At 72.2% G+C, this 24,439-nt stretch carries 19 protein-coding genes, 2 tRNA genes and 1 riboswitch; of the genes, 9 read left to right on the forward strand and 12 right to left on the reverse strand.

The annotated features are described in order from the left end of the window. Window positions 1–4: 4 nt before the first annotated feature. From I5071_RS40850 to sugE, 5 genes are all read left to right on the forward strand, one after another. Window positions 5–1,846: an AMP-dependent synthetase/ligase gene (locus I5071_RS40850; protein ID WP_236518816.1), complete on the forward strand. Its 1,842-nt coding sequence runs from the start codon at window positions 5–7 to the stop codon at window positions 1,844–1,846. Beyond that, the gene (locus I5071_RS40855) at window positions 1,846–2,427 is read left to right on the forward strand and encodes a hypothetical protein (RefSeq protein WP_236518817.1); all 582 of its coding nucleotides are present in this window, start codon (window positions 1,846–1,848) and stop codon (window positions 2,425–2,427) included. The genes I5071_RS40850 and I5071_RS40855 overlap by 1 nt, the downstream gene beginning before the upstream one ends. Before the next feature lie 521 nt (window positions 2,428–2,948). Beyond that, entirely contained in the window at window positions 2,949–3,662 is a 714-nt protein-coding gene (locus I5071_RS40860) for a DUF4230 domain-containing protein (RefSeq protein WP_236518818.1), read from the forward strand. A gap of 20 nt (window positions 3,663–3,682) precedes the next feature. Next, entirely contained in the window at window positions 3,683–4,855 is a 1,173-nt protein-coding gene (locus I5071_RS40865) for a saccharopine dehydrogenase family protein (protein ID WP_236518819.1), read from the forward strand. 53 nt (window positions 4,856–4,908) lie between these two features. Next, a riboswitch (guanidine-III (ykkC-III) riboswitch) is annotated at window positions 4,909–4,972 on the forward strand. A 19-nt stretch (window positions 4,973–4,991) separates the two neighbouring features. Then, window positions 4,992–5,312, forward strand: a complete 321-nt coding sequence (gene sugE / locus I5071_RS40870; protein WP_236518820.1) for a quaternary ammonium compound efflux SMR transporter SugE — start codon at window positions 4,992–4,994, stop codon at window positions 5,310–5,312. Here the strand turns inward: sugE and I5071_RS40875 are convergent. The 7 genes from I5071_RS40875 to I5071_RS40900 all read right to left on the reverse strand — a co-directional run bounded on the left by I5071_RS40875 (window position 5,296) and on the right by I5071_RS40900 (window position 12,845). Further along, window positions 5,296–6,507, reverse strand: coding sequence for a sigma 54-interacting transcriptional regulator (locus tag I5071_RS40875; protein WP_236518821.1), 1,212 nt, complete (start codon window positions 6,505–6,507; stop codon window positions 5,296–5,298). The genes sugE and I5071_RS40875 overlap by 17 nt on opposite strands. 141 nt (window positions 6,508–6,648) lie before the next feature. Then, entirely contained in the window at window positions 6,649–7,506 is an 858-nt protein-coding gene (locus tag I5071_RS40880) for a tetratricopeptide repeat protein (RefSeq protein WP_236518822.1), read from the reverse strand. Beyond that, entirely contained in the window at window positions 7,503–8,372 is an 870-nt protein-coding gene (locus I5071_RS46745; protein ID WP_268921192.1) for a hypothetical protein, read from the reverse strand. Before I5071_RS46745 ends, I5071_RS40880 begins: the two co-directional genes overlap by 4 nt. A 2-nt stretch (window positions 8,373–8,374) precedes the next feature. After that, complete coding sequence (locus tag I5071_RS46750; RefSeq protein WP_268921193.1) at window positions 8,375–8,989, reverse strand: serine/threonine-protein kinase; 615 nt, start codon at window positions 8,987–8,989, stop codon at window positions 8,375–8,377. Window positions 8,990–9,077: 88 nt separating this feature from the next. Next, window positions 9,078–12,461 carry a serine/threonine-protein kinase gene (locus I5071_RS40890; RefSeq protein ID WP_236518823.1) on the reverse strand — a complete coding sequence of 1,128 codons (3,384 nt, stop codon included), beginning with the start codon at window positions 12,459–12,461 and terminating at the stop codon, window positions 9,078–9,080. Window positions 12,462–12,680: 219 nt separating this feature from the next. Further along, window positions 12,681–12,754 (reverse strand) — tRNA-Pro (locus I5071_RS40895). Between the two features lie 8 nt (window positions 12,755–12,762). Further along, window positions 12,763–12,845 (reverse strand) — tRNA-Tyr (locus tag I5071_RS40900). Window positions 12,846–13,353: 508 nt separating this feature from the next. Between I5071_RS40900 and I5071_RS40905 the strand changes: the two genes are divergently transcribed. Genes I5071_RS40905 through I5071_RS40915 form a run of 3 tightly spaced genes read left to right on the forward strand, consistent with a single transcriptional unit; the run spans window position 13,354 to window position 16,659 of the window. Further along, the gene (locus I5071_RS40905) at window positions 13,354–14,457 is read left to right on the forward strand and encodes a pectinacetylesterase family protein (RefSeq protein ID WP_236518824.1); all 1,104 of its coding nucleotides are present in this window, start codon (window positions 13,354–13,356) and stop codon (window positions 14,455–14,457) included. 13 nt (window positions 14,458–14,470) lie between these two features. Continuing rightward, a complete protein-coding gene (locus I5071_RS40910; RefSeq protein WP_236518825.1) occupies window positions 14,471–14,932 on the forward strand; it encodes a hypothetical protein in 462 nt (153 codons plus the stop codon). Next, window positions 14,929–16,659, forward strand: a complete 1,731-nt coding sequence (locus I5071_RS40915) for a hypothetical protein (RefSeq protein ID WP_236518826.1) — start codon at window positions 14,929–14,931, stop codon at window positions 16,657–16,659. The genes I5071_RS40910 and I5071_RS40915 overlap by 4 nt, the downstream gene beginning before the upstream one ends. Here I5071_RS40915 and I5071_RS40920 read toward each other — a convergent pair whose 3' ends face one another. From I5071_RS40920 to I5071_RS40935, 4 genes are all read right to left on the reverse strand, one after another. Further along, on the reverse strand, window positions 16,660–17,688 hold the full coding sequence (locus tag I5071_RS40920) for a hypothetical protein (RefSeq protein WP_236518827.1): 1,029 nt from the start codon (window positions 17,686–17,688) through the stop codon (window positions 16,660–16,662). A 28-nt stretch (window positions 17,689–17,716) separates the two neighbouring features. Beyond that, complete coding sequence (locus I5071_RS40925; RefSeq protein WP_236518828.1) at window positions 17,717–18,424, reverse strand: DUF4272 domain-containing protein; 708 nt, start codon at window positions 18,422–18,424, stop codon at window positions 17,717–17,719. A 77-nt stretch (window positions 18,425–18,501) separates the two neighbouring features. After that, on the reverse strand, window positions 18,502–20,889 hold the full coding sequence (locus tag I5071_RS40930; RefSeq protein WP_236518829.1) for an FG-GAP repeat protein: 2,388 nt from the start codon (window positions 20,887–20,889) through the stop codon (window positions 18,502–18,504). A gap of 34 nt (window positions 20,890–20,923) precedes the next feature. Next, on the reverse strand, window positions 20,924–21,391 hold the full coding sequence (locus I5071_RS40935; RefSeq protein WP_236518830.1) for a hypothetical protein: 468 nt from the start codon (window positions 21,389–21,391) through the stop codon (window positions 20,924–20,926). Between the two features lie 177 nt (window positions 21,392–21,568). On the opposite strand from I5071_RS40935, the gene I5071_RS40940 reads away from it, so the two are divergent. Continuing rightward, window positions 21,569–22,591, forward strand: coding sequence for a hypothetical protein (locus I5071_RS40940; protein ID WP_236518831.1), 1,023 nt, complete (start codon window positions 21,569–21,571; stop codon window positions 22,589–22,591). A gap of 50 nt (window positions 22,592–22,641) precedes the next feature. On the opposite strand, the gene thiC is transcribed toward I5071_RS40940, so the two are convergent. Continuing rightward, window positions 22,642–24,426 carry a phosphomethylpyrimidine synthase ThiC gene (gene thiC, locus I5071_RS40945; RefSeq protein WP_329611112.1) on the reverse strand — a complete coding sequence of 595 codons (1,785 nt, stop codon included), beginning with the start codon at window positions 24,424–24,426 and terminating at the stop codon, window positions 22,642–22,644. Window positions 24,427–24,439 lie beyond the last annotated feature (13 nt).

Below are 24,439 nucleotides of genomic sequence, written 5' to 3' on the forward strand. Positions count from 1 at the left end.
TCCCATGGAAACGACGACGGAACCCACCACCGCGCCGCGCTCCCGCAAGGCGACCGAAGGCTTCAAGCCGCGCTTCGACTCGCTCGTCGCGATCTACGAGCACGCGACGACCTCGTTCGCCGAGAGACCGCTCTTCGGCACGAAGAGGAACGGCGAGTGGAAGTGGCTGACGTACCGCGAGTTCGCGGCGCAGACCGACGAGGTGCGCGCGGCGCTCGCGGAGCTCGGGGTGGGCGTCGGGGATCGCGTCGCGATGATCGCGAACAACCGCGCGGAGTGGGCGATCGCGGCGTACGCGACGTACGGGCGCAAGGCCGCGTTCGTCCCGATGTACGAGTCGCAGATGCCGAAGGAGTGGGAGTACATCCTCAAGGACTGCGGCGCGAAGGTCGTCATCTGCGCGAACGAGAAGATCCGCGACGCCATCCTCGGCCTGCGCAGCAACACGCCGGACCTGCAGCACGTCATCGTCGTCGACGGCGCTGCGAAGGACGGCTCGATCGGCTGGAGCGATCTGCGCGCGAAGGCACGCGGCAAGAAGATGGTCCCGAACGAGAAGCCGCAGCCCGATGAGCTCGCGGGCCTCATCTACACGTCGGGCACCACGGGCAACCCGAAGGGCGTCCGCCTCTCGCACGCGAACCTCGCGAGCAACGTGAGCGCGATGCACGAGGTCTTCCCGATGTCGCCGGAGGACCGCTCGCTCTCGTTCCTGCCGTGGGCGCACAGCTTCGGGCAGACCGTCGAGCTGCACGGCCTCTTCTCGATGGGTGCCTCGATGGGCATCGCGGAGAGCGTCGACAAGATCATCGACAACCTCGGCGAGGTGAAGCCCACGCTGCTCTTCAGCGTGCCGCGCATCTTCAACCGCATCTACGACCGCCTGCACAAGCAGATGGCGGAGGCGACGCCGGTGCGCCGCCGCATCTTCGAGAGCGCGGTGAGCAACGCGGCGTACCGCAAGAAGCTCGCGGAGCAGCGCCGCACCAGCGGCTTCGCCGACTTCAAGCAGCGCGTGTTCGATCGCCTGGTGTTCCAGAAGGTGCGCGATCGCTTCGGCGGTCGCCTGCGCTACGCGTTCTCGGGCGGCGCGGCGATCAGCAAGGAGGTCGCCGAGTTCATCGACAACCTCGGCATCACGGTCTACGAGGGCTACGGCCTCACCGAGACCTCGCCGATCGCGACCGCGAACTGGCCGGGCGCGCGCAAGATCGGCAGCGTCGGCAAGGCGATCCCGGGCGTGCGCATCGCGATCGACCTCGGTGCGACGGGCGATCCGCGCAACGGCGAGGTCGTCGTCTACGGGCACAACGTGATGCAGGGTTATTACAACCTGCCCGCGGAGAACGAGAAGGTCTTCACCGAGGACGGCGGCTTCCGCACCGGTGACATGGGCTATCTCGACGACGACGGCTTCCTCTACATCACCGGGCGCATCAAGGAGCAGTACAAGCTGGAGAACGGCAAGTACGTCGCGCCCGCGCCGCTCGAGGACAAGCTGAAGCTCTCGCCGTACGTGGCGAACACCTTCATCCACGGCGACAACAAGCCGTTCAACGTCGCGCTCGTCGTGCCGGAGATGAAGGAGCTCGAGGAGTGGGCGCAGGCCCAGCAGATCCACAAGCGCGGCAGCGAGCTGCTCGAGGACGAGAAGGTCGTCGCGCTGCTCCGCGGTGAGATCGACAAGTACAGCGGCGAGTTCAAGCAGTTCGAGAAGATCAAGAAGATCAAGCTCATCGCCGAGGACTTCACGCAGGAGAACGGCATGCTCACGCCGAAGCTCTCGCTGAAGCGCCGCGTGGTGATGCAGCGCTGGGGCGCGGAGATCGAGAAGCTCTACACGTGATGCGCGCGAGCATCGCGGCGATCGTGCTCGGGCTCGCGTCGGCGGCGTGTGGCGGCGGCGGGAGCGGCGAGACGGCGCGAGAGACCCCGGCGACGTCGGGCGCGGAGACCGCGCGCTCGGCGTCGTCGCCTTATGCGAGCGGGCCGCTGCCCGAGACCGTCGCCGCGAACCAGCAGGGCGAGCGCGTGGCGAGCACGGGTGTGCTCGGCGAGGGCGCGAGCGCGCCGAGCGAGGCCGACGTGCTCGGGCGGTCGGGCTACGGCGGGGCAGGGCGCGGCGCGGGCGGCGGTGCGGGGTTGATCGGCGCGGATCGCGAGCACCCGGTGCCGACGTGCGGACCGCAGGAGAGCTATCTGTTCGTGGCGCGCGACTTCCAGTGCCCGGGCGGACAGCCGAACCCGCTGGGCGGAGATCCCGGGGCGGGCGCGGCAGCGCGGCGAGGGAACGTGGGACCCCACGCGTACTCGGGACCGCTCACCGGGGATCCGCTGCAGGACGCGCACATCGTCGACGTGTACGAGGTGCCGTGCCCGAGCGGGCCGGTCGAAGTGTTCGTCTGCATGTACCACTGCGCGCCCTGAGGTGATCTCGAGGTCACCCGCGCTTCGGCCGGGCGCGGGGGCGTGGGTCCGTCGCTCCGGTGCTCGCGGGCTGCTGATCGCGAAGGGCGCGAGCTTCGGGTGGCGGAGGGTCGATCGCGGCGCGCGCGTTGCGCTCTGCCGCGCTCGACCTGAACGGTCTGTGGTCGACGTCGTGTGGCCCCGCTGCGCGGGAGCGCCGGACCCACGCCCCCGCGCCGTGGACGGCGTGTGCACCCTCGTTGGCTGAGGCTGAGGAGAGCTCACGAGCGAGTCGCGCTGCTCGCGCGCCTCGCGCGTTCGCGGGTCGCAGCGCGCGGCGGAGCCGCGCGACGGCGCGCCTTTCGCGCGGGATTGGGGTGAGTCGCGCGGCACGCGCCGTGAGGCGAGGGATGCGTGGTGTCGGGTGAGCGCAGCGCGCGCCGTGAGGCGCGTGATGCGCGGTGCGTGATCGATGATCGGGGATGCGCGATGATCGGCGTGCGTCGTGCGGGTGGATGCGCGGCGTGTCAGCGGGACATCGGATGCGCGACGAGAAGAACGACGTGAGCAACGAGCGCGAGCCGCGTGCGCCGAGCGGGCCGCAGCGGCGAGTGGTGCGCGGCGGGGCGTGGGTGCTGGTCGTGCTGCTCATGGCGTCGATCGGCGCGGGGGTGGTGCAGCTCGGGTGGAACCTCGCGCACGTCGCGGTGCCGGACGGTGAGTCGCGCACGGTGCGATCGGGGCCCGACGTGGTGGTCGCGGTGCGTGATCTCGCGCGGCTCGAGTCGGCGTCGTTCCACATGGAGCGGGTGATCGAGCTGACGAGCACCCAGCGTCGGGTGTTCGGGCTGCTCGAGGCGGAGGACTCGATCCTGCTCGTCGCCGCGGCCGACGTGATCGCGGGCGTCGATCTGAGCGAGCTGCGCGAGGGCGACGTGGTGGTCGATCCCGAGACGCGTCGCGTGCGCGTCACGCTGCCGCCCGCGCGCGTGCTCTCGGCGCGGCTCGATTCGGAGCGGACCTTCGTGCACTCGCGACGGACCGACGTGCTCGCGATGCGACGCGAGCAGCTCGAGAGCGAGGCGCGCCGGGAAGCGGAGCGCACGCTCCAGGCGAGCGCGATCGAGGCCGGGATCCTCGAGCGCGCGTCGACGAACGCGGAGCGCACGGTCGAGGCGCTGGTGCGCTCGCTCGGATACCAGGACGTCGTCGTCGACGTGCGCCCGTCGGGTCCGGTGATCGAAGCGCCGCGGTGATGCGGTAGCCTCTCGCGCGCATGGCGGACACATCTCGCGCGCTCGACGTGGTGGTCTTCGGCGCGACCGGGTTCACCGGGCGCCTCGTGTGTGAGCACCTCGCGCAGCACGCGCCCGACGGCACGCGCTGGGCGATCGCGGGGCGCGACGAGCGGCGGCTCTTCGCGTTGCGCAGCGAGCTCGAGACCCGACGCTGCCCGCCGCGCGAGGCAGTCCTCGCGAACGTCGACGATCCGCGCTCGCTGCGCGCGATGGCCGACAAGGCGCGCGTGGTGCTGACGACCGTCGGGCCCTACGCGCGCTACGGCGAGCCGGTCGTCGAGGCCGCGGTCGAGGCGGGCAGCGACTACGTCGACATCACCGGCGAGCCCGCGTTCGTCGATCGCTGCGTCGAGCGCTTCGACGCGAAGGCGCGCGAGCGCGGCGCGCGCATCGTGAACAGCTGCGGGTTCGAGAGCATCCCCGACGATCTCGGCGCGCTCTTCACCGCGAAGATGCTGCCCCAAGGCGCGCCCATGACGATCGAGGCGTTCGTGCGGATGCGCGCGACGTTCTCGGGCGGCACCTGGAACACCGCGATCACCGGGATGGCGAACGCGCGCGAGAACACCGTCGGGCGCAAGCGACCGCGGCCGCGTGATGCCGCGCGGCGCGTGCGGCCGATGCCGCGACGGGTTCGCTGGGTGCCGCAGCTCGAGGCGTGGGCGGTGCCGATGCCGACGATCGAGAACGAGGTCGTGCTGCGCAGCGCGCGCGCGCTCGACGTGTTCGGGCCCGACTTCCAGTTCGGACATCACCTGCGCATGCGCAACCTGCGCGGTGTGCTCGGCCTCGCGATCGGCGTCGGTGGGGTCGCGGCGCTCGCCCAGCTGGGGCCGACGCGCGAGCTGCTCGAGCAGGTGCGCAAGCCCGGCGAAGGGCCCGATGCCGCGGCGCGCGCGCGCTCGTGGTTCGAGCTGACGCTGATCGGCGAGGCCGCGAGCCACCGTGTGATCACCACGGTGAGCGGGGGTGATCCCGGCTACGACGAGACCGCGAAGATGGTGGCGGAGTCGGCGCTCTGCCTCGCGCTCGATCGCGCGTCGTTGCCGCACCGGGCGGGCGTGATCACGCCCGCGGTGGCGATGGGCGATCGACTGCGCGAGCGGCTGCAGCGCGTGGGGATCCGCTTCCAGGTGAAGGAGAAGATCTGAGGGCGAGCGCTCCAGCTGGACGAGGCTGGACATCGCGTGCGAGCGCCGTAGATCTCGGCTCGGCATCCGTGCCCCGGACGAGGCGCGTCGTACCCGGTGAGGACAAGACGACGCGAGGAAGGACGTTCCTCTCGTCATGGCATGGGCTCTTCTCGTCGTCGCCGGTCTGCTCGAGGTCTGCTGGGCCATCGGGCTGAAGTACACCGACGGATTCACGCGTCCGCTGCCGAGCGTGCTCACCGCGTCGGCGATCGTCGCGAGCATGTATCTCCTCGCGCGTGCGGCGCGCGACATCCCGATCGGCACGGCCTACGGCGTGTGGGTCGGGATCGGCGCGCTCGGCGCGGCGGTGCTCGGGATCGTGCTGTTCCGCGAGCCGGTGAGCGCCGCGCGCGTGGTGTGCCTCGTGATGCTGGTCGGCGCGATCGTCGGACTGAAGCTCACCGCACCGGTGTGATCCCGTACTGCTCGAGGTATCGCCGCACCTGCCTGCGCGATCGCCTCATCCTCCGCGCGACCTCGCTGACGTTGCCGTCGGCCTCGCGCCACACGCGCTCGACGTCCTCGCGGCTCGGTGCGCCGAGCTTCGACCGCACGCCCGACGCCGGGCCCACGCTCGGCGTCGCGGCGTGCGGTGCGTCGAGGCGCGCCGCGACGAGGTCGAGCTCGAGGCTGGTCGCGCCGGCGCCCCGCACCCGCAGCTCGGTCGCGACGGTGAGCAGCTCGCGCACGTGGAAGCGCCAGTCGTGCGTGAGGAGCGCCTCGACGAGCGATGGCGCGAGCGGTGGCGCGTCGGCGCCGAGCGCGTGACGCAGGATCGGGAGGACGTCCTCGCGTCGATCGCGCAGCGGTGGCGCCACCAGCGTCCGCTCGGCGAGGAGCGCGTGGAGGTCGGAGCGCAATCGTCCGTCGGCGATCGCGCGCGAGAGATCGCGATGGGACGCGGCGATCAGCCGGACGTCGACGCGCATGCACGCTTCGCGCGTGGAATCGTGCACCAGCGTCACCTGCGCGGCCGCCGGGACCTCGTCGACGTCGCTCAGGAACAACGTGCCTCCGCGCGCCTGCTCGATCCGCGCGGCCACCGACGCGGGGCCGGCGAGGGCGCTGCCCCGCATCGCCACGAACGCGCCGATGCGCCCGCTACGCGCGTGGAGCGCGCGCGCGATCGCCGACGTCCCGGTGCCGCTCTCGCCCGTGAGAAGCACGCTCGATCGTGATGCCGCGAGCGCGTCGACCGCCGCGCGCAGCGCGACCATGCGGGGCGCGCGACCGATCAGGCCTTCGATCTCCACGTCGCCCTCGGCGTCCGGCACTTCGCGCAGCAGCAGGAACGTGTCGCCCGCGCGCAGCACGTCTCCGTCGCCGATCATCGCCTCGTACCGCACGCGCCGTGCGCGCGCGCCCTCGCGCATCACGAAGGTCCCGTTCGTGCTCGCGTCGCGCACCCGCGCGCTGCGACCCTCGCGCGTCACCGAGAGATGCCAGCGCGACAAGCGCGGATCGCGGATGCTGATCGAGCGGGGGCCGTTCGAGGCGCGTCCGATGACGAGCGACTCGTCGCGCAGCGGGATCTCGACGGGCAGATCGCGATCCGGGGCGTCGAGCACGCGCAGCACGAGGCGTGGCGAGGGAGCGAGACGAGCGAGCATCCGTCGAGGCGTGGGTCGCCTCGCGCGCGATGGATTTTCGAGCGGGTTCGGGAGTGCTCGTCCCGGAGGTCCCGGACGGGAGCGCGCGGAGCGCGCGGACGGCAGGGACCGGAGCGGCGAGCCGATCTATCTGCCCCGCGATCAGGGGCGATCGATCTCGACCGTGCGCGCGCCCTCGCCGGTGAGCAGCAGGATCACGTCGATCGCGACGAGCACCGCGCCGAGCGCGGCGACGCCGATCGAGACGTTCGTGAGGTCGGTCGCGAGCATGCCCTCGTCGCGCAGCGCGTGCGTGGCCTGACCGGGCGTGTGGTACGCGTCCCAGAGCGACTGCGCGTGCACGCCGAGCCCGATGGTGCCGCCGATGCCGATCGCCGCGATGCCCGCGCCGACGTAGGTGAGCCAGCTCGGATCGCGCAGCACGGTGCGCGTGGCGCGATGCTCGGGCGGTGCGATCGCGGCGGGCGCGGGGAGCGAGAGCGCGACGTCGAGCTGCTGTCCGCGCTCCACGGTGACGCGGTGGATCGACTCGCGATCGCCGGCGCGCGCGGTGAGCACGTGCGGGCCCGGTGCGAGGCGCGCTTCGAGCGGAGCGGGCCCCTGAGGGTCGCCGTCGATGCGGATCTCGGCGGGCTCGGACGTCGTGACGCGGACCACGGCGAGACGTGACTCGAGATCGGCGAGGAGCTCGGCGGCGTAGGCGCGCTGGGCCTCGTCGAGCGCGTCGCTGGTGGTGAGCGAGCGGTACTCGCGCCACGCGTCGCTCCATCGTCCGAGGCGCTGGAGGCAGATCGCGACGTTGAAGCGCACGACGTCGTGGGGATCGATCTGCTGGGCGCGGAGGAAATGCTCGAGCGCCTCGGCGTAGCGCTCTTCGTCGTAGGCGAGCTCTCCCGCGTGGAACTCGGTGCGGGCGCGCGCTTCGAGGGTCGACGTGTCCTGCGCGTGCGCGAGGGGCGCGACGAGGAGGACGACGAGCGCGAGGGCGAGGCGTGTCATTCGCGGCCGTAGGGCGAAGGAAGAAGGCGGAGATCGGGCGCGCCGCGTGGCGCGTCGTGGGGCTCGGTCGGGTCGGGCACGACCGCGGGGGGCTCGATCGGCGCGGGCTCGATCGTGACCGGCGAGGAGGGCGAGGGTTCGACGCGCGTCCGCCGCACGCGCGGCGGCTCGATCGCGGCGGGCTCCACGACGACGGGCTCGGTCGCGGCGGGCGAGACCGTGGGAGCAGGGGGAGGAGGCGGCGGCACGACCTCGGGCGGCGGCGGCGGAGCGACTGCGTCGGTCGCGACCTCGCGCGGCGCCGGTGTCTCGTCGCGCGACGCGAGCCAGAGGCTCGTCCCGATGCCGACGATCACCGCGGCCCAGAACGCGACGAGCGGCCAGCGCCGCGGCGCGTGCGCCGGTGGGCGGCGCGATCGACGCACACCCGAGCCCGGCGGCGCGTCCTCCGCGCTCGGCGCGTCGTCGTCCTCGCGCACCGGGCTCGCACCACCGGGCAGCGTGGTCTCGTCCGCGGCGGCGCGGGTGCGGATGCGCGACGCGAAGCGCGCCTGCATCCACTGCTCGACCTGCTCGGTGCTCGTGTGCCCGCTCGCCTCGGCGGCCTTCGCGAGCCCTCGCGCGATCGGCTCGAGCGACGCCACGCGCTCCTCGACCTCGCGCGCCAGACATCCCTGCACCAGCGCCGCGATCGCAGGATCGATCCCCGGCACCTCGCTCGTGAGCGCGGGGATCTCCGCGGCCTCGACTTGGCGCATCCGCGCGCTCGCGGCCTCGGCGTCGAAGAGCCGACGCCCCGCGAAGCACTCCCACGCCATCACGCCGAACGCCCACACGTCGGCGGCGCGGGTCGCCGGTCGCTTCACGCTCAGCAGCAGCTCGGGCGCGAGATAGCCGATCTTCCCTTGAGCTCGCCGGTCGCGGTGTGCGCGAGCCGGCCGCGCGCCGCGGCGATGCCGAAGTCGACGACCTTCACCCGACCATCGAGCGCGACGAGCACGTTCTGCGGGCTCACGTCGCGATGCACGATCCCGAGCGGCGCGCCCGATGGGTCCTTGGCCTCGTGCGCGGCATGCAAGCCGAGCGCGGCGCGCGCCAGCACGTGCGCGAGGAACGCGGCCGGTGGTCGCTCCGCTGCGACCTCCGCGAGCGAGCGTCCGTCGATCAGCTCCATCACGAGCCAGGGCAGGCCGCGATGGATCCCGGTGTCGATCACCTCGACGACGTTCGCGTGAGCGACCTGCGACGCGATGCGCGCCTCGTCGAGGAACATCGCGACCATCGCGGGATCGATCGCGTGATGCGGGTGCATCACCTTCATCGCGAGGTGCTTCTCGAAGCCGCCCGCGCGACGCCGGCGCACCAGCAGCACCTCGCCCATGCCGCCGCCCGCGACGAGGCCGACGATCTCGTAGCCGTCGACGATCTCCCCGGTGCGCGGCCGCTCGGGCAACGTCCCGGATCCCTCGTGCGAACGCCTCACCTCGCGCGACTCTGCGAGCCGATCCCCCATCGACGTGGCCGCGAATCCTGTACCGAGAATCCCGTCGACGCCCGCCCCCGCGCGTGCGTCAGCCCACCCAGCGCGCTCGCTCGAGCGCCCGATCGGCGCCGAGCCGCGCGAGGACCGCGTCGGCCTCCGCCTCGACGCGCAGCCCCTCGCTCGCATTCCCCGACGCGCGGAGCACGGCCGCCCACACGAGCTGGGTGGTCGCGCGCTCGTAGGGATCGTGCGCGGCGATCGTGAGCCGTGGCTCGAGCTCGGCGCGCGCGCCCTCGACGTCGCCCGCCGCGAGGCGCGCTCGGGCGGCGACCCGCGCTGCGACCTCGTCCTCGGCTGCGTCGGCGATCGCGCGGGCCTGCGCGATCGCGCGCTCGGCCTCGTCGATCGCGCCCTCGCGCAGCGCGAGGCGCGCCAGCGTGATCCACGTCTCGCCGATCCCGCGGGCCAGCCCGAGGCGCGCGTGCAGCGCGAGCACCTCGCGCGCGTGGACGCGCGCTTCGTCGTCGCGCCCCTCGTCGAGCGCGATCATCGCGAGGTTGTTGTGGGCGATCTGCGCGGGCGCGAGCCATCCGTAGGTGCGCGAGAGCGCGAGCGCTTCTTCGGTGTGCGCGCGTGCGAGCGGGAGATCGCCGCGGTTCGTGAAGCACACGCCGAGGTTCACGTGGGCGCGGATCGTCCCCCGCGGATCGCGCGCCTGGGTCGAGAGCGCGAGGTCCTCCTGGTTGATGGCGAGCTGTCCGTCCCAGTCGCCGTCGCGCAGGAGGTTCGCGCCGAGCCTGCCGCAGAGCGAGGCACGGAACGCGGGCGCGTCGATGCGCGCCGCGACCTCGAGCGCGCGACGCCCGAGCGCGATGCCGCGCGCGTTCTCGCCCTGGAGATAGCCGACGATCCAGCCCTGGTGCGCGAGCAGGCTCGCGAGCTCCTGGGGATCGCCCTCGGGGCCGAGGAGCGCGAGGCCTTCCTCGATCGCGGCGAGCGCGGGCTCGAGGGCGCGACGATCGACGAGGGCGCGCGCGCGGAGCCCGTGCATGCGCGCGCGGAGCACGACGCGCGAGGGCTGCGCGACCTCGAGCGCGCGGATCGCGAGGGCCTCGGCGCGTGGTGCGTCGCCGGCGTCGGTGATCACCTCGGCGAGCAGCGCGAGCACTGCCGGCACGTCGACCGACTCGGCCGCCTCGGGCCACGTCGCGGCGCGCTCGAGCGCGCGCTCGAGCAGCGATGCAGCGAGCGGTGCGTCGACCGGCGCGGCAGTGCGTCCTGCTTCTTCCCAGGCGTAGGCCGCGAGGGCGCGCGCGCCGCCGTGCTCGGCGTGGGCCGCGAGCCGTGCGATCGATCCGTGCCCGTCGTCGTGCGACTCGCGCGCGAGCCATCGCGCGGCGCTCGCGTGGGCCCGGGCGAGCGTGTCGGGATCGAGCGCGTCGAGGAGCACGCGCCGCAAGTGCTCGGACCCGATGCGCACCGCGACCTCGAGCAGCGCCGCAGGACGCGGCACCGAGACCAGGAGGCCTTCGCGCGCGAGCCGCACCGTGCGATCCGCTGCGTGGCTCGCGACGCCCGACGCGCCGAGCGCGGTCGCGACGTCGGGGAGCGCATCGAAGGGCGCATCGCCGTCGAAGATCGCGGCGGCGGAGATCAGTCCACGCTCGCTCTCCGGCAGCGCGTCGCGCAGCGCGCGCAGCGCGGCGTCGCGATCGACGAACGATGCGCCCGCGGGGCGACGCCATGCGGCGGCGAGCACGATGGCGGTCGCCGGCGCTCCTTCCGCGAGCGCAGCGAGCCCGGGCGCGTCGACACCGTGGGCCTCGAGCAGCGCGCGCACGTCGGCTTCTTCCAGCGGGGCCAGCGTGATCGTCCGCGTCTCCCGCGAGAGCACGAGCGCGCTCGTCGCGGTGACCACGGCGCGCACCCGTCCGTCTTCGCGCGCGAGCAGTCGCTCGAGCACGTCGCGCGAGTCCGCGTCCATCGCGTCGGCATCGTCGATCGCGAGCACCACGCGATCGCTCCGTCGTGCGGCCGCCGCGCGCGCGATCAGCGCGTCGAACGCGCGGTACGCCGACAGCCGCAGGGTCGTGGTCGCGACCGGCAGCGGAAGCGCGAGCAGCGCGCCCACCAGCGCGTCGCGCCCCGGATCTCCCGGCGCGATCCCCGCGTCGTCGAGCGCGCTCGCGACGCGCTCCGCCGCGTCGAACGCATCGCGATCGAACGCCGGGGACGCTGCGCGCAGCGCGAGACCGGCGAGCGTTCCGAGCGCGGTGCTCGCGCTCCCGCGCGGCGCCGACACCCGCACCACGAGCGCGCCCTCGTCGGCGAGCGCGTCGCACGCCGCGGTGAGCACCCGGGTGCGACCGATGCCGCGCGCGCCCTCGATCGTCACGTCGTGATCGCGGAGCGCACCGACCACGCTCGCCACTTCGCGCGCTCGACCGACGATCAGCCCCGAGCCCGGCTCGCGCGCACGCACCTCGGAGCCGCCCACCGCCTTCCACGTCGTGCTGTGGTCGAGGCGCATCGTCGGCTGCGGCACCGCGAAGGCCTCGGTCGCGACGGCCTCGCGTGGATCGCGCCGTGTCGTCGCGCGGGACGCGGCGAACGAAGGACGTGCACCACGCGCCGCGCGCTCCCATGCATCGCGCGCGTGCGCCGCCGACGCGTAGCGCAGCTCGGCCTCGCGCGAGAGCAGCCGCGCGATCACCTCGAGCAGGCCTTCCTCGATCGCCAGTCCCGCGCGCGGCACCGGTGCGCCCACGTCGACGCTCCGCGTCCGCACGAGCACGGCCCACAGCGTCTCCGCGTCGTGCGGCGCGTGCCCGGTGACCAGCCGGTAGAGGAGCGCGCCGAGCGAGTAGAGATCCGAGCGCGGGCCCACGCGCATCGCACCGCGCGCTTGCTCGGGACTGAGGTATCCCGCGGTGCCCGCGACCACGCGCGAGCCGAGCCACTCGGTCACCAGCGGACGGCGCGCGCTCGCGAGCCCGAAGTCGGTGAGCTTCACGACGACGGGCCCGCGTGACGCGACGAGCACGTTGGAGGGCTTCAGGTCGCAGTGCACGACCCCGACGTCGTGCGCGTACGTGAGCGCGTCGAGGAGCTGCGAGCCGATCTCCACGATCGCATCGCGATCGAGCGTGTCGGCGATCGCCTCGAGGTTCGGCCCGTCGACGTGCTCGAGCACGAGGTAGGGGCGCTCGTCGTCGAGCGTGCCCGCGGCGACGAGGCGCACGACGTGCGGATGGCGCAGCCGCGCGGCGAGCGAGGCCTCGCGACGGAACCAACCGGCGCGCCAGTCCGCGCTGCGGCTCGCGATCTTCAGCGCGACCGGTCGTCCGTCACGCTCGTCGATCGCGGCGTGCACGACCGCGCTGCCGCCGACGCCGATCACCGCGCGCAGCACGTACGGCCCGACGCGCTCGGGCCGACCGAGGGCCCGCGGCGTGTCGCGTCCCGTGCTCACGCGACGAGCGTATACGAGCGGAAATCGGAGGTCCTGCCCCTCACACCCTGCAAGAGGTGCGCGCCGGGTAGCGGCCGGCCCCGGGCCTCGCCCGGTTCGATTTCCAAGAGAACGAAGAAGAGAGGAGGGCGGAAGAGTCGAACTCCACACCGCGTGGGTGCCCTCGGTTTTCGAGACCGCGCCGATCCCGGATCGGATCACCCTCCGAACGAATGCTGATCGGCACGGCAGGACTCGAACCTGCGTCGTCTCCGCCCCAAACGGAGTGCCTGAAGCCACTAGGCTACGCGCCGAGAACGAATGGAGCGGGAAGGACTCGAACCTCCCGTGCCCGAAAGGGCCGCGGCTTTACAGACCACTTGCCGCACCCGCGGCGTCCGCTCCGTGGTCGAGAACAATTGCGATTGAATGCGGAAGACAACTGCGTTTGATGACGCAGGTCTCATCACGCGCAAGCGCGCATGGTCGCGGTGCTCGAGGGCGAGCAGGGGCGGCGATCCGCGCCGCGAGCACGAGCGGCCAGAACGACGAAGGCCGCCCCGGGGAACCCTGGGCGGCCTTCGCGCAGCACACGTGTGCGACGACGGATCCGCCTAGGGGCTCGGGCTCGGATAGTACGCGGCCACTGGACTCGACGGGAGCACCGCACTCGACGGGCGAGCCGGCATCTCCACCGCGCACGGGAGCGAGCCCGCGCGACCGGAAGAACCGGAGCGGCCGGAGCGCGACGAGCGCGCGATCGAGAGCAGGAGCGCCATGACGTTGAGCCTGGTCTACGGGATGGGGCGCGATGCGTCAAATGAAAAAGTGATCGTTGCTCAATCCATCAATCCGGCGCGTGCTTGGAGCGCACCGACGGTTTCGGCAGAATCGCGAGCTGATGTCCTCTCCGATGCGATCCGTCCTCGCGCTCGCCCTGCTCTCGTCGCTCGCGGGATGCGGTGACGACTCCGACGCGCCGCCGCTGCCGCGCGCCGAGGACCTGCCGCTCGGCGAGTGGACCGAGATCGCGCCAGGCGGCGACACCATCTGCTCGCGCGGCGAGCCGTACTCGTTCTTCGTGCGCCCCGGCGCGGTCGATCGTGTGATCGTCGACTTCATCGGCGGCGGCGCGTGCTGGGACGAGTTCACGTGCAGCGTCGCCGACGCGATCTTCAGCGACTCGGTCGACGAGATCCGCGACGCCGTGCAGAACGCCGAGCCCGCGGGCCTCTACGATCACGAGAACGCCGACAATCCGTTCGCCGACTACTGGCACGTCGTCATCCCCTACTGCACCGGCGACATCCACTGGGGCAACGCGACGACGACCTACGGCGAGGGCGAGAGCGCGGTCACGATCCACCATCGCGGCGCGGTGAACGCGCGCGCCGTGCTCGACTGGGTCTACGACTCGTTCGAGTCGCCGGAGCGCATCCTCGTCACCGGCTGCAGCGCGGGCTCGTACGGCTCGGTGATGTGGAGCGCGCACATCATGCGGCACTACGAGGGCGTGCCGATCCTGCAGTTCGGCGACAGCGGCGCGGGCATCATCACCGACGAGTTCTTCCGCAACAGCTTCCCCTCGTGGAACGCGCTCGAGGTGTTCCCGTCGTGGATCCCGGCGCTCGATCCCGAGCAGCACGACATCTTCGCGATGGCGCTGCCCGACCTCTACTCGGGCATCGCGAACGCGTACCCGACGCAGCACATGAGCCAGTACAACACCGCGCTCGACGACAACCAGACGTTCTACTTCCGCGCGATGGGCGGCAGCGGCGTCGAGGAGTGGAGCGAGCGCATGCAGATGTCGGTCGCGGAGATCGAGGATCGCGCGACGAACTTCTCGTCGTTCATGGCGCCGGGCCAGCAGCACTGCATCGTCCCCTACGACAACTTCTACACGGTCAACGTGGGTGGCCGTCGCCTCGTCGACTGGTTGCGCGAGCTCGAGCGGGGAGAAGATCCGCCGAGCGTGGCGTGCAGCGGCGACGAGTGCAGCGCAGCGACGCCCTGACCGGAGCAGAGGGATGGCTGGATACGTGCTCCTCGACCGGTTCGCGCCGGTGCTGGTGTCTCGTCGTGTCGGTCCGATGAACGCGGAGTCGATGACGTCGTTGCGCAACGACGTGAACGCGCGCATGCGCGCCTCCAACGAGAAGATCGCGCTCGTGTACGACGCGCTGCCGAGCGCCGCGGGACCGCCCGACGCCGCGGCGCGCAAGGTCGTCGCGGACTGGTGGCGCGAGGATCGAGAGCTGCTCGTGCGGCGCTGCGCGAGCATCGAGTTCTCTCTGCCCTCGGCGGTCTCGCGCGGGGTGCTCACCGCGATCCTGTGGATCGCGACGCCGCCGATCCCGACCGGCGTGCACAGCGACTCCCGCACCGCGGTCGAGGCCGCGATCGAGCGCGCCGGACGCCGCGGGAAGATCGAGCCGCTCTCGGTGCTCAAGGCGCTCGACGCGCTGTCCACGTCGGCGCGCGCCTCGTGACGCGTGCGATCGCGATCGTGCTCGCGTCGCTCGCGCTGATCGCGTGCGGCGACGACGACGGGGACGTGACGGACGCGGGCGCGATCGATGCGTCGCGGCCCGACGCGAGCAGCGTCGATGCCGCGAGGATCGACGCGGGGGTGATCGACGACGCTGCGATCGACGCGGGGCCACCATCCGACCCCGAGGAGCCGCCGCGCACGTTGGCGCTCGAAGGCGATCCTGACGGCACCCTGGGTGCTCACGGCGTCGTGAGCGGCACGTGGGGCTTCGACGGCGATGTCGACGGATTCGACGTGGTCCTGCCCGAGACCGGGCCCTTCGTGCTCTACGCGTGGCTGCAGAGCCTCACGACCGACGGCATCGAGCGCGACGTGTCGCTCGCCCTGAGCTCGGGCGGCGAGACGATCGGAGCCACGGAGCAGCGCGTGGGCGGCGGGGCCACGATCGCGATCGCGCGACGCGTCGGGGCGGCGCGCACCGTGCGTATCGCCGTGTCGAGCGACCGAGCGGCTCCGAGCTCTCCGCCGTACCGGCTCGAGGTGGTGCTGCTGAGCGAAGCCGACGAAGGCGAGCTCGACGATGCGACCACACCGCGCCGCGTGATCGCGGTCGCTGCCGCGCCCTGGTCGACGACGATCCCCTTCTCACGCGTGAACCATCAAGGCGACGTGGACTCCGTGCGCGTCGACGTGCCGGCCCACCCCTCGCCGCAGGTGTTGCGTGTCGCGGTGCGCACCGCGAGCGCGCCGCCCTGGCGCGTCGTCTCGCTCCGTGGCGAGCAGATCCTGCGGGTGCTCGTCGGCGGATGGAGCGATGCGGCGACGTGCCGCGCGCGGTGTCCGCGCGATGCGAGCGCGTCGGCCGCCCTGCTCGCGGAGATCGACGCCGCGTGCGAGCAGCGACAGTGCCTCGTGGCACGTCGCGTCGATCGCGATGAAGCCGAGGAGCATGCGTCGTTCGAGACCGTGATCCCGCTCGCGCCCGCGAGCGCGACGACGTCGGTCACCATCACCCACGACGCGGGCGATGCCGCCGTGGACTCCACCTCCGAGATCGCGCTCTCGTTGGTGGACGATCCCGATGAAGCCGCGAGGCTCTCGGGCGGCGTGGAGCAGCCCACCGCCGCCACGATGGCGTACGACGCGAGCGCGGCCTCGTATCCCGAGCCCGGCGCGGGCAGCACGACGCTCGAGGGCGCGCTCACCTACGGCCACGGCGCCCGCGAGGGCGCGGTGCGAGGGCCGAGCGACTACGACGCGATGCCGAGCGACGTCGACACCTACCACCTCCAGCTGCCCTCGGTGCCGCCCGGGGAGGGGCTCTCCTGGATGCTCGCGTGGGACGTCGAGGACGGCGCGGCGTCGGGCAGCGCCCCCGGCGAGCTCGCGATCGGCGTCACGTTCTGCGACGGCGACGAGCTCACCGGCGACGGCGCGTGCACGCCCGTCGGGACCTACTCGAGCGGCGCGCCGATCACGCTCGCGTTCGACGCGACGGACACGCTTTGGACGCGTGTGGACGCGGCGACGTCGACCCGCACGATCGCTGCGGCTGCGCAGTGCAGCTGCATCGAGCCCCGCTTCGTCCGCGGCGGAACGCTCCGCCTCGCGGTGCGCGCCCTCGAGCGCGCGACCACGGAGCCGATCGAGTACGTCGTCCGGACCGCGCTCACGACGTATCCGCGTGCGAGCTGCCCGAGCCCGTGCGCCTACACCGATCGTTGATCAGCGGAACGGATCGATCCCGGTGACGAGATCGTCGACCAGGCGTCCCGCACGGACCAGCGCGCGCGCCCCCGCGTCGACGTCCATGCGCCGCGCGAGCAGGCGCAGCTGCACCGGGCACGCGAACGGCGCGCGCGTCTCGGCCTCGAAGCTGTAGCCGAGCCCGACGCTCGCCCCCGGCAGCAGGGCGTCCTGCACCTCGAGCCCCGACTCGGCGCGCGCGAGGTAGTTCGTCGGCAGCCCGATGATCCCCACGCGCCCCGCGTTCGCGTGGCTCGCGAGGTACTCGTCGATCTCGGCGCGCAGCTCCGCGTCGTCGCAGTGGACCGCGCGCACGCGCCCGCCCTCGAGCTCGAAGCGAATGCGCGCGCTCGGCGCGCGATCGCGTCCGATGCGCAGCGCGCCGATGAGGCCTCGATCGGGCGCGAACGTCCCCGACACCGACGCCGGGTGGAAGAACGCGTGGCCCGCCGGGAGGTTGTCGGGCTTGCCGGGCGAGGGGCGTCCGTCGGACGTGAGGATCGGGTACGCACGATCGAGCGTCACCGTGATGTCGGTGCCGCCCGGCGCCCGCGCGCGCAGCTGTCGCGAGCCCTCGAGCGCATCGCGCACCCGCGTGTTTATCTCCGCGATGCGCTCGGGCTCGGCGCGGTACGACTGCGCGAACAGCTTCGCGTCGGCGCGCGTGAGGTGCAGGTGCCGCACCCGCCGCTTCCGCGCCACCGCGAGCACTGCCATCGAGAGCGACGGCGGCAGACCGTGCTTCGCGATCAGGATGCTCGCGGGCGCATCGCCCAGCGCGTCCTCGACCCACCGCTCGACCTGCATCGCGCTGCCCTCGGGCACCGCGTCCGCCGACACCGACTCGCCGCGCGCGCCCGCTGCGGCGATCGCGTCCATCAGCCAGCGCGCGAGGGGCGCGGCCTGCCAGTGCAGCACCACCACGCGCTCGTTCGTCGCGACGCCGAGGCAACGCCGGACGACGTTCTCCGCCCCGCGCCGCGACGAATTCAGATCGAGATCGTCCACGATTCGCGATGCTGCCGGATCGCGACCTTCAGGTCGAGACGTCGACCTCCGAGTAGATGGGATCGTCGCCGTTCAGCCAGTTGATCGCCTGGTGTCGCTCCCGCGCGATCGCGGTCACGCGCCGCAGCGCATCGGCGCTCGCGCGCGCGATCGGCGCGCCGTCGATCCCGAGATCGCCGTCGACCAGCATCGACGAGTCGACCTCGAGCGGCCCGAACCACGCGGTGCGCGCGAACGCGACGAGATCGATCGTGCCGGGACGCAGCCGCTGCTCGACCACGCGCCAGTGGATCGCGAAGAGCCGCTCGCGCATCCGATCGATCGAGCGCGCGCTGCGCAGCGTCGGCGCGCGCAGCGCCTCGGGGAGCGAGCCGCCGACCGCGAGCGCGGTGGAGACCGCGCCCACGTCGTTCACGCGATCGTGCGGCGGCAGCTGCATCAGCCCGAGCGCCCACCCGAGCACCGCCGCGCCCTCGAAGCGCCACACCGCCGCGACGGTCGCCTCCGCGCCGAGCGCGCCCACGTCCGACTCGATGCGGGCGCGCTCCTCGGGCTCGAGCTCGCCGTGCAGCCCTTCGTTCCCGATCCAGCGGCGGATCTGCGCGAGCACACCGCGCGCGCGATCGCGATCGCGGTCCTGCTCGATCAGACCACGATGCGCGATGGCGGCGAGCACGCGGGCGCGACGCAGCACGCGGTCCGCGCTCGGCGGTTGATTCTCCGACTCCGTGTCCATTCGGCGCGCAGACTAGTACGACGGCTCCGAGCCGTCGTACGTGATCGGGTGGGGGGCCCCGAAAGTACGAGCTTCCTTCAGAGCGGGAACGAGTAGACGCCGCCATCGCCGTCGGCGGTCGCGGCGATCACGCGGTCTCCGTCGATCTGCACGACCGTTCCGAACCCGCGGTTCACCGCGGGATCGAACGCGCGCAGCACGTCCTCGAGCGCGTAGGTGTCGTCCTCGGCGCGCCGGAAGACCCGCACCTCACCGGCGCCCGCGATCGACGCGATCTGCATCCCCGGTACGCCGATCGTCAAGAGATCCCCGTCGATGTCGATCATCTGGCGCGACGAGCTCGAGATCCCACCGTCGATCACCAGGCTCCAGATCTCGCTCCACACGCCCGCGGTGCGGCGATACACGTGCACCGTCGACGTCGTGCGCGTGAGCACCGCGAGCAGATCGCCGCCGAGCGCCGCCGACGAGCCGAACCCGTCGAGCACCGCGGGCACCGCCTCGGTGAGCGTCTGCTGCAGCACGTAGGGGCCGTCGCCGGCGCGCACGTAGACGTGCACCTTGCCGTTGCGCAGCGAGCTGCCGAGGCCCGACGAGGGCACCTCCGCGATCATCAGCGTGTCGCCGTCGAGCTCGACCACGCGACCGAAGTTCATGTCGAAGTTCGTGAGCTCCTCGGCCGACCCGATCGGGGCCTGGAGCTGCGACCACACCCCGCCGCTGCGCGTCCACACGAAGACCCGACCGTCGCCGCCGTTCCAGCGCGGCGCGCCGATCGCGATCGTGTCGCCGTCGATGTCGACGTAGCCGGCGTTCGCAGACTCGAGCGGTCCTGCGGGCGACGTGAGATCCGGCTCGATCGAGGCCTCGAGCGTCCAGCCGCTCGCGCTCGGACCGAAGACCTGCACGGTGCCGACGATCTCGTCGACGTCGATCATCCGGCGCGCGAAGACCGCGATCGACGCGCCGTCGGTGCCGACGCCCCACAGCTGCGAGCTCGCGGGCGGCGGCAGCGGCATCGTCAGCGAGAGCCCGTCGGCGTCGAGCTCGAGCGCATCGGCGCGCAGCGGGCTCGCCGCGACCGCGGTTCCGCCCGCGAGCGCGATCGCGCTGCCGTAGTAGGTCGTCGCGCTCGGGTTGTGCGCCGCGTGCAGCGCATGCCCGTGGGCCCACACGCCGCCCTCGTCCTCGCGGAATGCGTGCACCGCGCCGCTGTCGGTGCCCGTCGTCGCGCCGACCTCTTCGCCGGTCGCGCCGATCAGCGCGTGTCGCCCGGTGATCGCCACCGAGGTCCCGAGGAACGCGCTCGCATCGCTCGGGGTGCGATCGAGGCGCGCGATCTGCGACCAGCCGTCCGCGGTCTCGGCGAACACGTAGGCCGCGCCCGCCGACTTCGACGCGCCCGACGCGCCGATCACGATGCGATCGCTCGAGAGCGCGACGTCGGTGCCGAAGATCGCGTTCACCACGGGATCGCCCGCGACCAGCTTCGCCGTCTGCGCGAACGCGCCGATCGAGGGCGCGTCGAACACGTAGGCCGCGCCCGCGTTCGTGATGCCCGGCGCATCGGCGGACTCGGCGCCGACCACGAGCCGGCGCGCGCCGGTCTCCGCGTCGACCGTGAGCGCCACGGCGGTGCCGAAGAGATCGCTGGCCGCGGCGTCGCTCGCGGTGAGCGTCTGGGCGAGCGACCAGCTCGAGCCGCTGCGCTGGTAGACGAACACCGCGCCCGCGTCGAGGGTGCGGCCGACGTTGCGGCGCAGTGCGGAGACCGCGATCGTGTCGCCCGCGATCGCGACCGCCGATCCCATCTCGTCCGACGCGACCGGCGAGGGCGCCGTGAGCGTCTGCGTGAACGACCACGTCCCGCCGCTGCGCGTGAACACGTACGCCGCGCCCGCGTCGACGACCGCGCCCGCGTCACGATCGACCGCGCCGACCACGATCGTGTCGCCATCGATCGCGACCGCGCCGCCGAACGCCTCCCACGCCTGGTGCGTCCCGGGCGAGGCGAGCTGCGCGACCGAGCTCCACGCTCCGTCGCTGGGCGTGAACACGTAGACGCTGCCCGCGCGGACGGCGCCCGGCTGGTGATCGAGCGGCGCGCCGACGACGACCGTCGAGCCGTCGATCGCGACGTCGTCGCCGAACTGCTCGTCGGCAGGACTCGGCGACACGATGCGCCCCGAATTCGACCACGCGTGGCCCTCTCCGACGCGCGTGAGCACGTAGACCGAGCCCTGCGCGCCGTTCTCCTGGTACGCGCCCACGACCGCGGTGCGATCGGAGATCGCGATGCTGCGCCCGTAGCGCGCGAAGTCGGAGAGCGCGCTCTGATCGACGCGCTGTTGTGGAGCGCACGAGATCGCGAGGAGCGCCGCGAGCGAAACGAGGAATCGAGTCGGGCCTGTGTGCACGAGCACCTCCCGCGCGCAGGTGAGCGCGCTGCGCATCGTGTCGCACACGGCCGGTCCTCGGGCCAGACCGCAGAAAGGAGCCCTACGGCGTCTCGAGATCGCAGAGCGTCCAGTGCCCGTCGTCCTCCGGCTTCGGCTTCATGATCTTGCACCCGACGGTCCACCCGATGCCCTTCTCGCTGCACCAGCGAACGATCGCGTCCTTGATCGTGCTCGCCATCGCGCGGTGCAGGAGCTCCTCGCGCTGACGGTGGCCCTTGGTGCCGAGGAACGTGTGGTACGCGCCGCAGTCGAGGTGCTCGATGAGCCAGACGTGGCGCAGCGAGTCGCCGTGCAGCGCGTGCGCGACCTCGAGCTGCGACCAGAACGCAGGCGCCCAGTGCGGGTAGCGGCCCTGCAGGAGCCCCAAGCTCGTGCCTGGCACGATCAGGTGGTCGTACTTGTCCACGCCGACGCGCGTCTCGTCGCGCAGCTCGCAGACGAGATCGTCCATGTGCCGGTAGTCCATGCACGTCACGATCACGTGCGTCGGTCGGATCTTGTCGGTCATCGAACCTTCCTCGTGGCGACGATACAGCACGCGCCGCGCGTGGCCGATCGGTCCCGCGATCCGTCGGACAATCGACGCGGGGTCGGGCGCTCCGGTGAGCGCGGTCACCTCGCCGCGAGCCGCGATGACGTCCGCGCGGGCACGCCGCCAACTCCATCGCACGACAGGAGCTTCGCGATGCTGCGCACGGCGTTCGTCCTCGTTCCCATCCTCGCGCTCGCGGGCTGCAGCTGCAGCGAGTCCGACCCGTACGACGTCGACGACGCCGGAGGTCACGACGCCTCCACGACCGACGCTGCGCAGATCGATGCCGCGAGGATCGACGCGACCACGATCGATGCGTACGTCGTGAACGTCGACGCCGATCTCGGCACGTGCGGCGAGCCCCTCGAGCTCGATCCCGATCCTGCGGCCGAGGCTCGCGCCACCACTGCGCTCGCCGCGCTCGACCCCAGCGCGTCGCTCACCTGGGTCGCGAACCGCGGCACGTTCTCGTCGATCACCGGCCTCGCGATCCCGCTGCCCGAGTGCGACGGCAGCGAGGACGCATACGACGCGCTCTTCGAGATCCTCGAGGCCTCGCCCGATCTCTTCCAGATCGATCGCGACGAGTGGAACCCCGACTCGACGTACCCGTGCTCCGCGATCACCGAGAACGTCGACTTCCTGCGCATCCGCCGGGTCGCGTACGGGCCCTACGTGATGGTCAACGACGTCTTCACCGTCGCGGTGGAGCGGCGCGCCGGCGTGGTCACGCTCTTCGGGTTCGGCGGCCAGTACATCCCGAGCTCCGACGCGACGCTCGTGGACGCGATCGAGGCGTGCGCCGATCGCCCCGAGGAGGTCGTCGAAGCGATCGTGCGCGCGACGCCCTTCGACTACACCCACTTCGCGCCGCCTCCCGCCGACGGCTGTCAGCCGGTCGGCGAGGGCACCTACACCGCGGCGTCGAACGACACGGTCACGTTCGACGAGGAGACCGAGCTGCTCTGGGACGACGCCGCGCCGATCCGCCTGCGCCGGCTGCGGAGCGTCACCCTCGAGCTCGCGACCGCGAACCACACGGCCGAGCTGATCCAGAGCGACGCGAACTGCTCGATCGAGGGACGGCGCATCGGGTGGATCCGCATCTACGACGCGGTGACCGGCGAGATCGTCTCCGAGATCAAGACGCCGGTGCGCGGCTGCATCGTGTGCTGAGGGCAACGGTGTGCTGACAGCACAGATGTGCTGCCAGCACACGTCGTCGATCAGTCCTCGGCGGTCGCCTCGTCCTTCACCCGGATCTGCACCAGGCGGTCCTTCTGGATGCGCTGCGCGATGTCGGGCTCGACGAAGTCCGAGTGGCAGAGGCCCTTCCCGACCTCGGCGTCGACCGCCTTGCGCGTCTTGCTCGCGAGCTTGTGGATCTCGTTCGGCGAGAGCACGCCGCGCTGCTCGAGCACGCGCTTCTGCTCCTCGGTGAGGGCCGCGCTCTTCATCACCTTCTCGCGCTCGAAGCCCTCGGCCTTGCCGCTCGCGAACTCCACGATCTCCTTGCTGATGCGCACGCTGCACCAGTCGTGGCCGCACATCGCGCAGAAGTCGGTGTCGACGTCGAGGTCCTCGTCGTGCAGCGCGCGCGCGTACTCGCCGTCGAACGCGAGCGCGAAGTGCTGCTCCCAGTTGAGCGCCGCGCGCGCCTTCGTCAGCGCGTCGTCCCAGTCGCGCGCGCCCGGGATGCCGAGCGCGACGTCCGCCGAGTGCGCCGCGATCTTGTACGCGATGCAGCCCTGCTTGACGTCGTCCTTCTTGGGCAGCCCGACGTGCTCCTTCGGCGTCACGTAGCAGAGCATCGACGCGCCGTGATAGGCGGCCGCGGTCGCGCCGATGCAGCTCGTGATGTGGTCGTAGCCGGGGAACACGTCGGTCACGAGCGGCCCGAGCACGTAGAAGGGCGCGCCGTGACAGAGCGTGCGCTGCAGCTTCATGTTGAACTCGATCTGATCGAAGGGGACGTGCCCCGGCCCTTCGACCATCACCTGCACGCCCTTGCGCCACGCGCGCTCGGTGAGCTCGCCGAGCGTCTCGAGCTCCGCGAGCTGCGCTGCATCGCTCGCGTCGCTCAGGCCACCGGGACGCAGCCCGTCGCCGAGCGAGAAGCTCACGTCGTGCTGGCGCATCACGTCGCAGATCGCCTCGAAGTGCTCGTACATCGGGTTCTCCTTCCCGTGCACGAGCATCCACTTCGCGAGCAGCGAGCCGCCGCGCGACACGATCCCGATCAGGCGCTTCTGCACGAAGGGCAGGTGCGCGCGCCGCACGCCCGCGTGGATCGTGAAGTAGTCGACGCCCTGACGCGCCTGCTTCTCGATCGTCTCGAGGATCACGTCGAGCGTGAGCTCCTCGATCTTGCGCCCGATGATCATCGAGTAGATCGGCACGGTGCCGATCGGCACCGAGCTCGCCCGGATGATCGCCTCGCGGCACGCGTCGAGATCGCCGCCGGTCGAGAGATCCATGACGGTGTCGGCGCCCCAGCGCACCGACCACCGCATCTTCTCGACCTCTTCGTCGGTGCCGCTCGAGACCGGCGACGCGCCGAGGTTCGCGTTGATCTTCGTCTTCGTCGCGCGGCCGATCGCCATCGCGTCGAGCGCATACGAGAGGTGGGTGCGGTTCGCGGGGATGATCATGCGGCCCGCGGCGACCTCGTCGCGCACCTGCTCCGGCGTGAGGTGACCCTCGCGCGCCGCGACGCGCTCCATCTCGGGCGTGACGATGCCGAGGCGCGCGTGCTCGAGCTGCGTGATCGGGACGAAGCCCGCGGGCGCGATCGCGAACCCGGTCGTCGCGTCGCGCGACCAGCCGTCGGGCAGGAAGTCCCACGCCGTCTTCGCGCTGGGCGCGGGCATCCCCGGCGTGTCGGGCGAGCTGAACGCGAGCGGCCCACCGACGTTCGACGCGTTCGCGAACGAGCCCGGCGTGGTGCCCTCCGCGCGCGACGACGGGTTGTGCGCGCCACGCAGCGGCAGCGTCCACTTGCTGATCGACATGACGGGATCTCCT

The sequence above is a fragment of the Sandaracinus amylolyticus genome (genome assembly GCF_021631985.1).
Lineage (GTDB): Bacteria > Myxococcota_A > Polyangia > Polyangiales > Sandaracinaceae > Sandaracinus > Sandaracinus amylolyticus_A.

Excerpts from the sequence above, each read along its gene's own strand:
- I5071_RS40850 (WP_236518816.1), top strand. The coding sequence starts at position 5 with ATGGAAACGACGACGGAACCCACCACCGCGCCGCGCTCCCGCAAGGCG.
- I5071_RS40855 (WP_236518817.1), top strand. The coding sequence starts at position 1,846 with ATGCGCGCGAGCATCGCGGCGATCGTGCTCGGGCTCGCGTCGGCGGCG.
- I5071_RS40860 (WP_236518818.1), top strand. The coding sequence starts at position 2,949 with ATGCGCGACGAGAAGAACGACGTGAGCAACGAGCGCGAGCCGCGTGCG.
- I5071_RS40865 (WP_236518819.1), top strand. The coding sequence starts at position 3,683 with ATGGCGGACACATCTCGCGCGCTCGACGTGGTGGTCTTCGGCGCGACC.
- sugE (WP_236518820.1), top strand. The coding sequence starts at position 4,992 with ATGGCATGGGCTCTTCTCGTCGTCGCCGGTCTGCTCGAGGTCTGCTGG.
- I5071_RS40875 (WP_236518821.1), bottom strand. The coding sequence starts at position 6,507 with ATGCTCGCTCGTCTCGCTCCCTCGCCACGCCTCGTGCTGCGCGTGCTC.
- I5071_RS40880 (WP_236518822.1), bottom strand. The coding sequence starts at position 7,506 with ATGACACGCCTCGCCCTCGCGCTCGTCGTCCTCCTCGTCGCGCCCCTC.
- I5071_RS40905 (WP_236518824.1), top strand. The coding sequence starts at position 13,354 with ATGCGATCCGTCCTCGCGCTCGCCCTGCTCTCGTCGCTCGCGGGATGC.
- I5071_RS40910 (WP_236518825.1), top strand. The coding sequence starts at position 14,471 with ATGGCTGGATACGTGCTCCTCGACCGGTTCGCGCCGGTGCTGGTGTCT.
- I5071_RS40925 (WP_236518828.1), bottom strand. The coding sequence starts at position 18,424 with ATGGACACGGAGTCGGAGAATCAACCGCCGAGCGCGGACCGCGTGCTG.
- I5071_RS40935 (WP_236518830.1), bottom strand. The coding sequence starts at position 21,391 with ATGACCGACAAGATCCGACCGACGCACGTGATCGTGACGTGCATGGAC.
- I5071_RS40940 (WP_236518831.1), top strand. The coding sequence starts at position 21,569 with ATGCTGCGCACGGCGTTCGTCCTCGTTCCCATCCTCGCGCTCGCGGGC.
- thiC (WP_329611112.1), bottom strand. The coding sequence starts at position 24,426 with ATGTCGATCAGCAAGTGGACGCTGCCGCTGCGTGGCGCGCACAACCCG.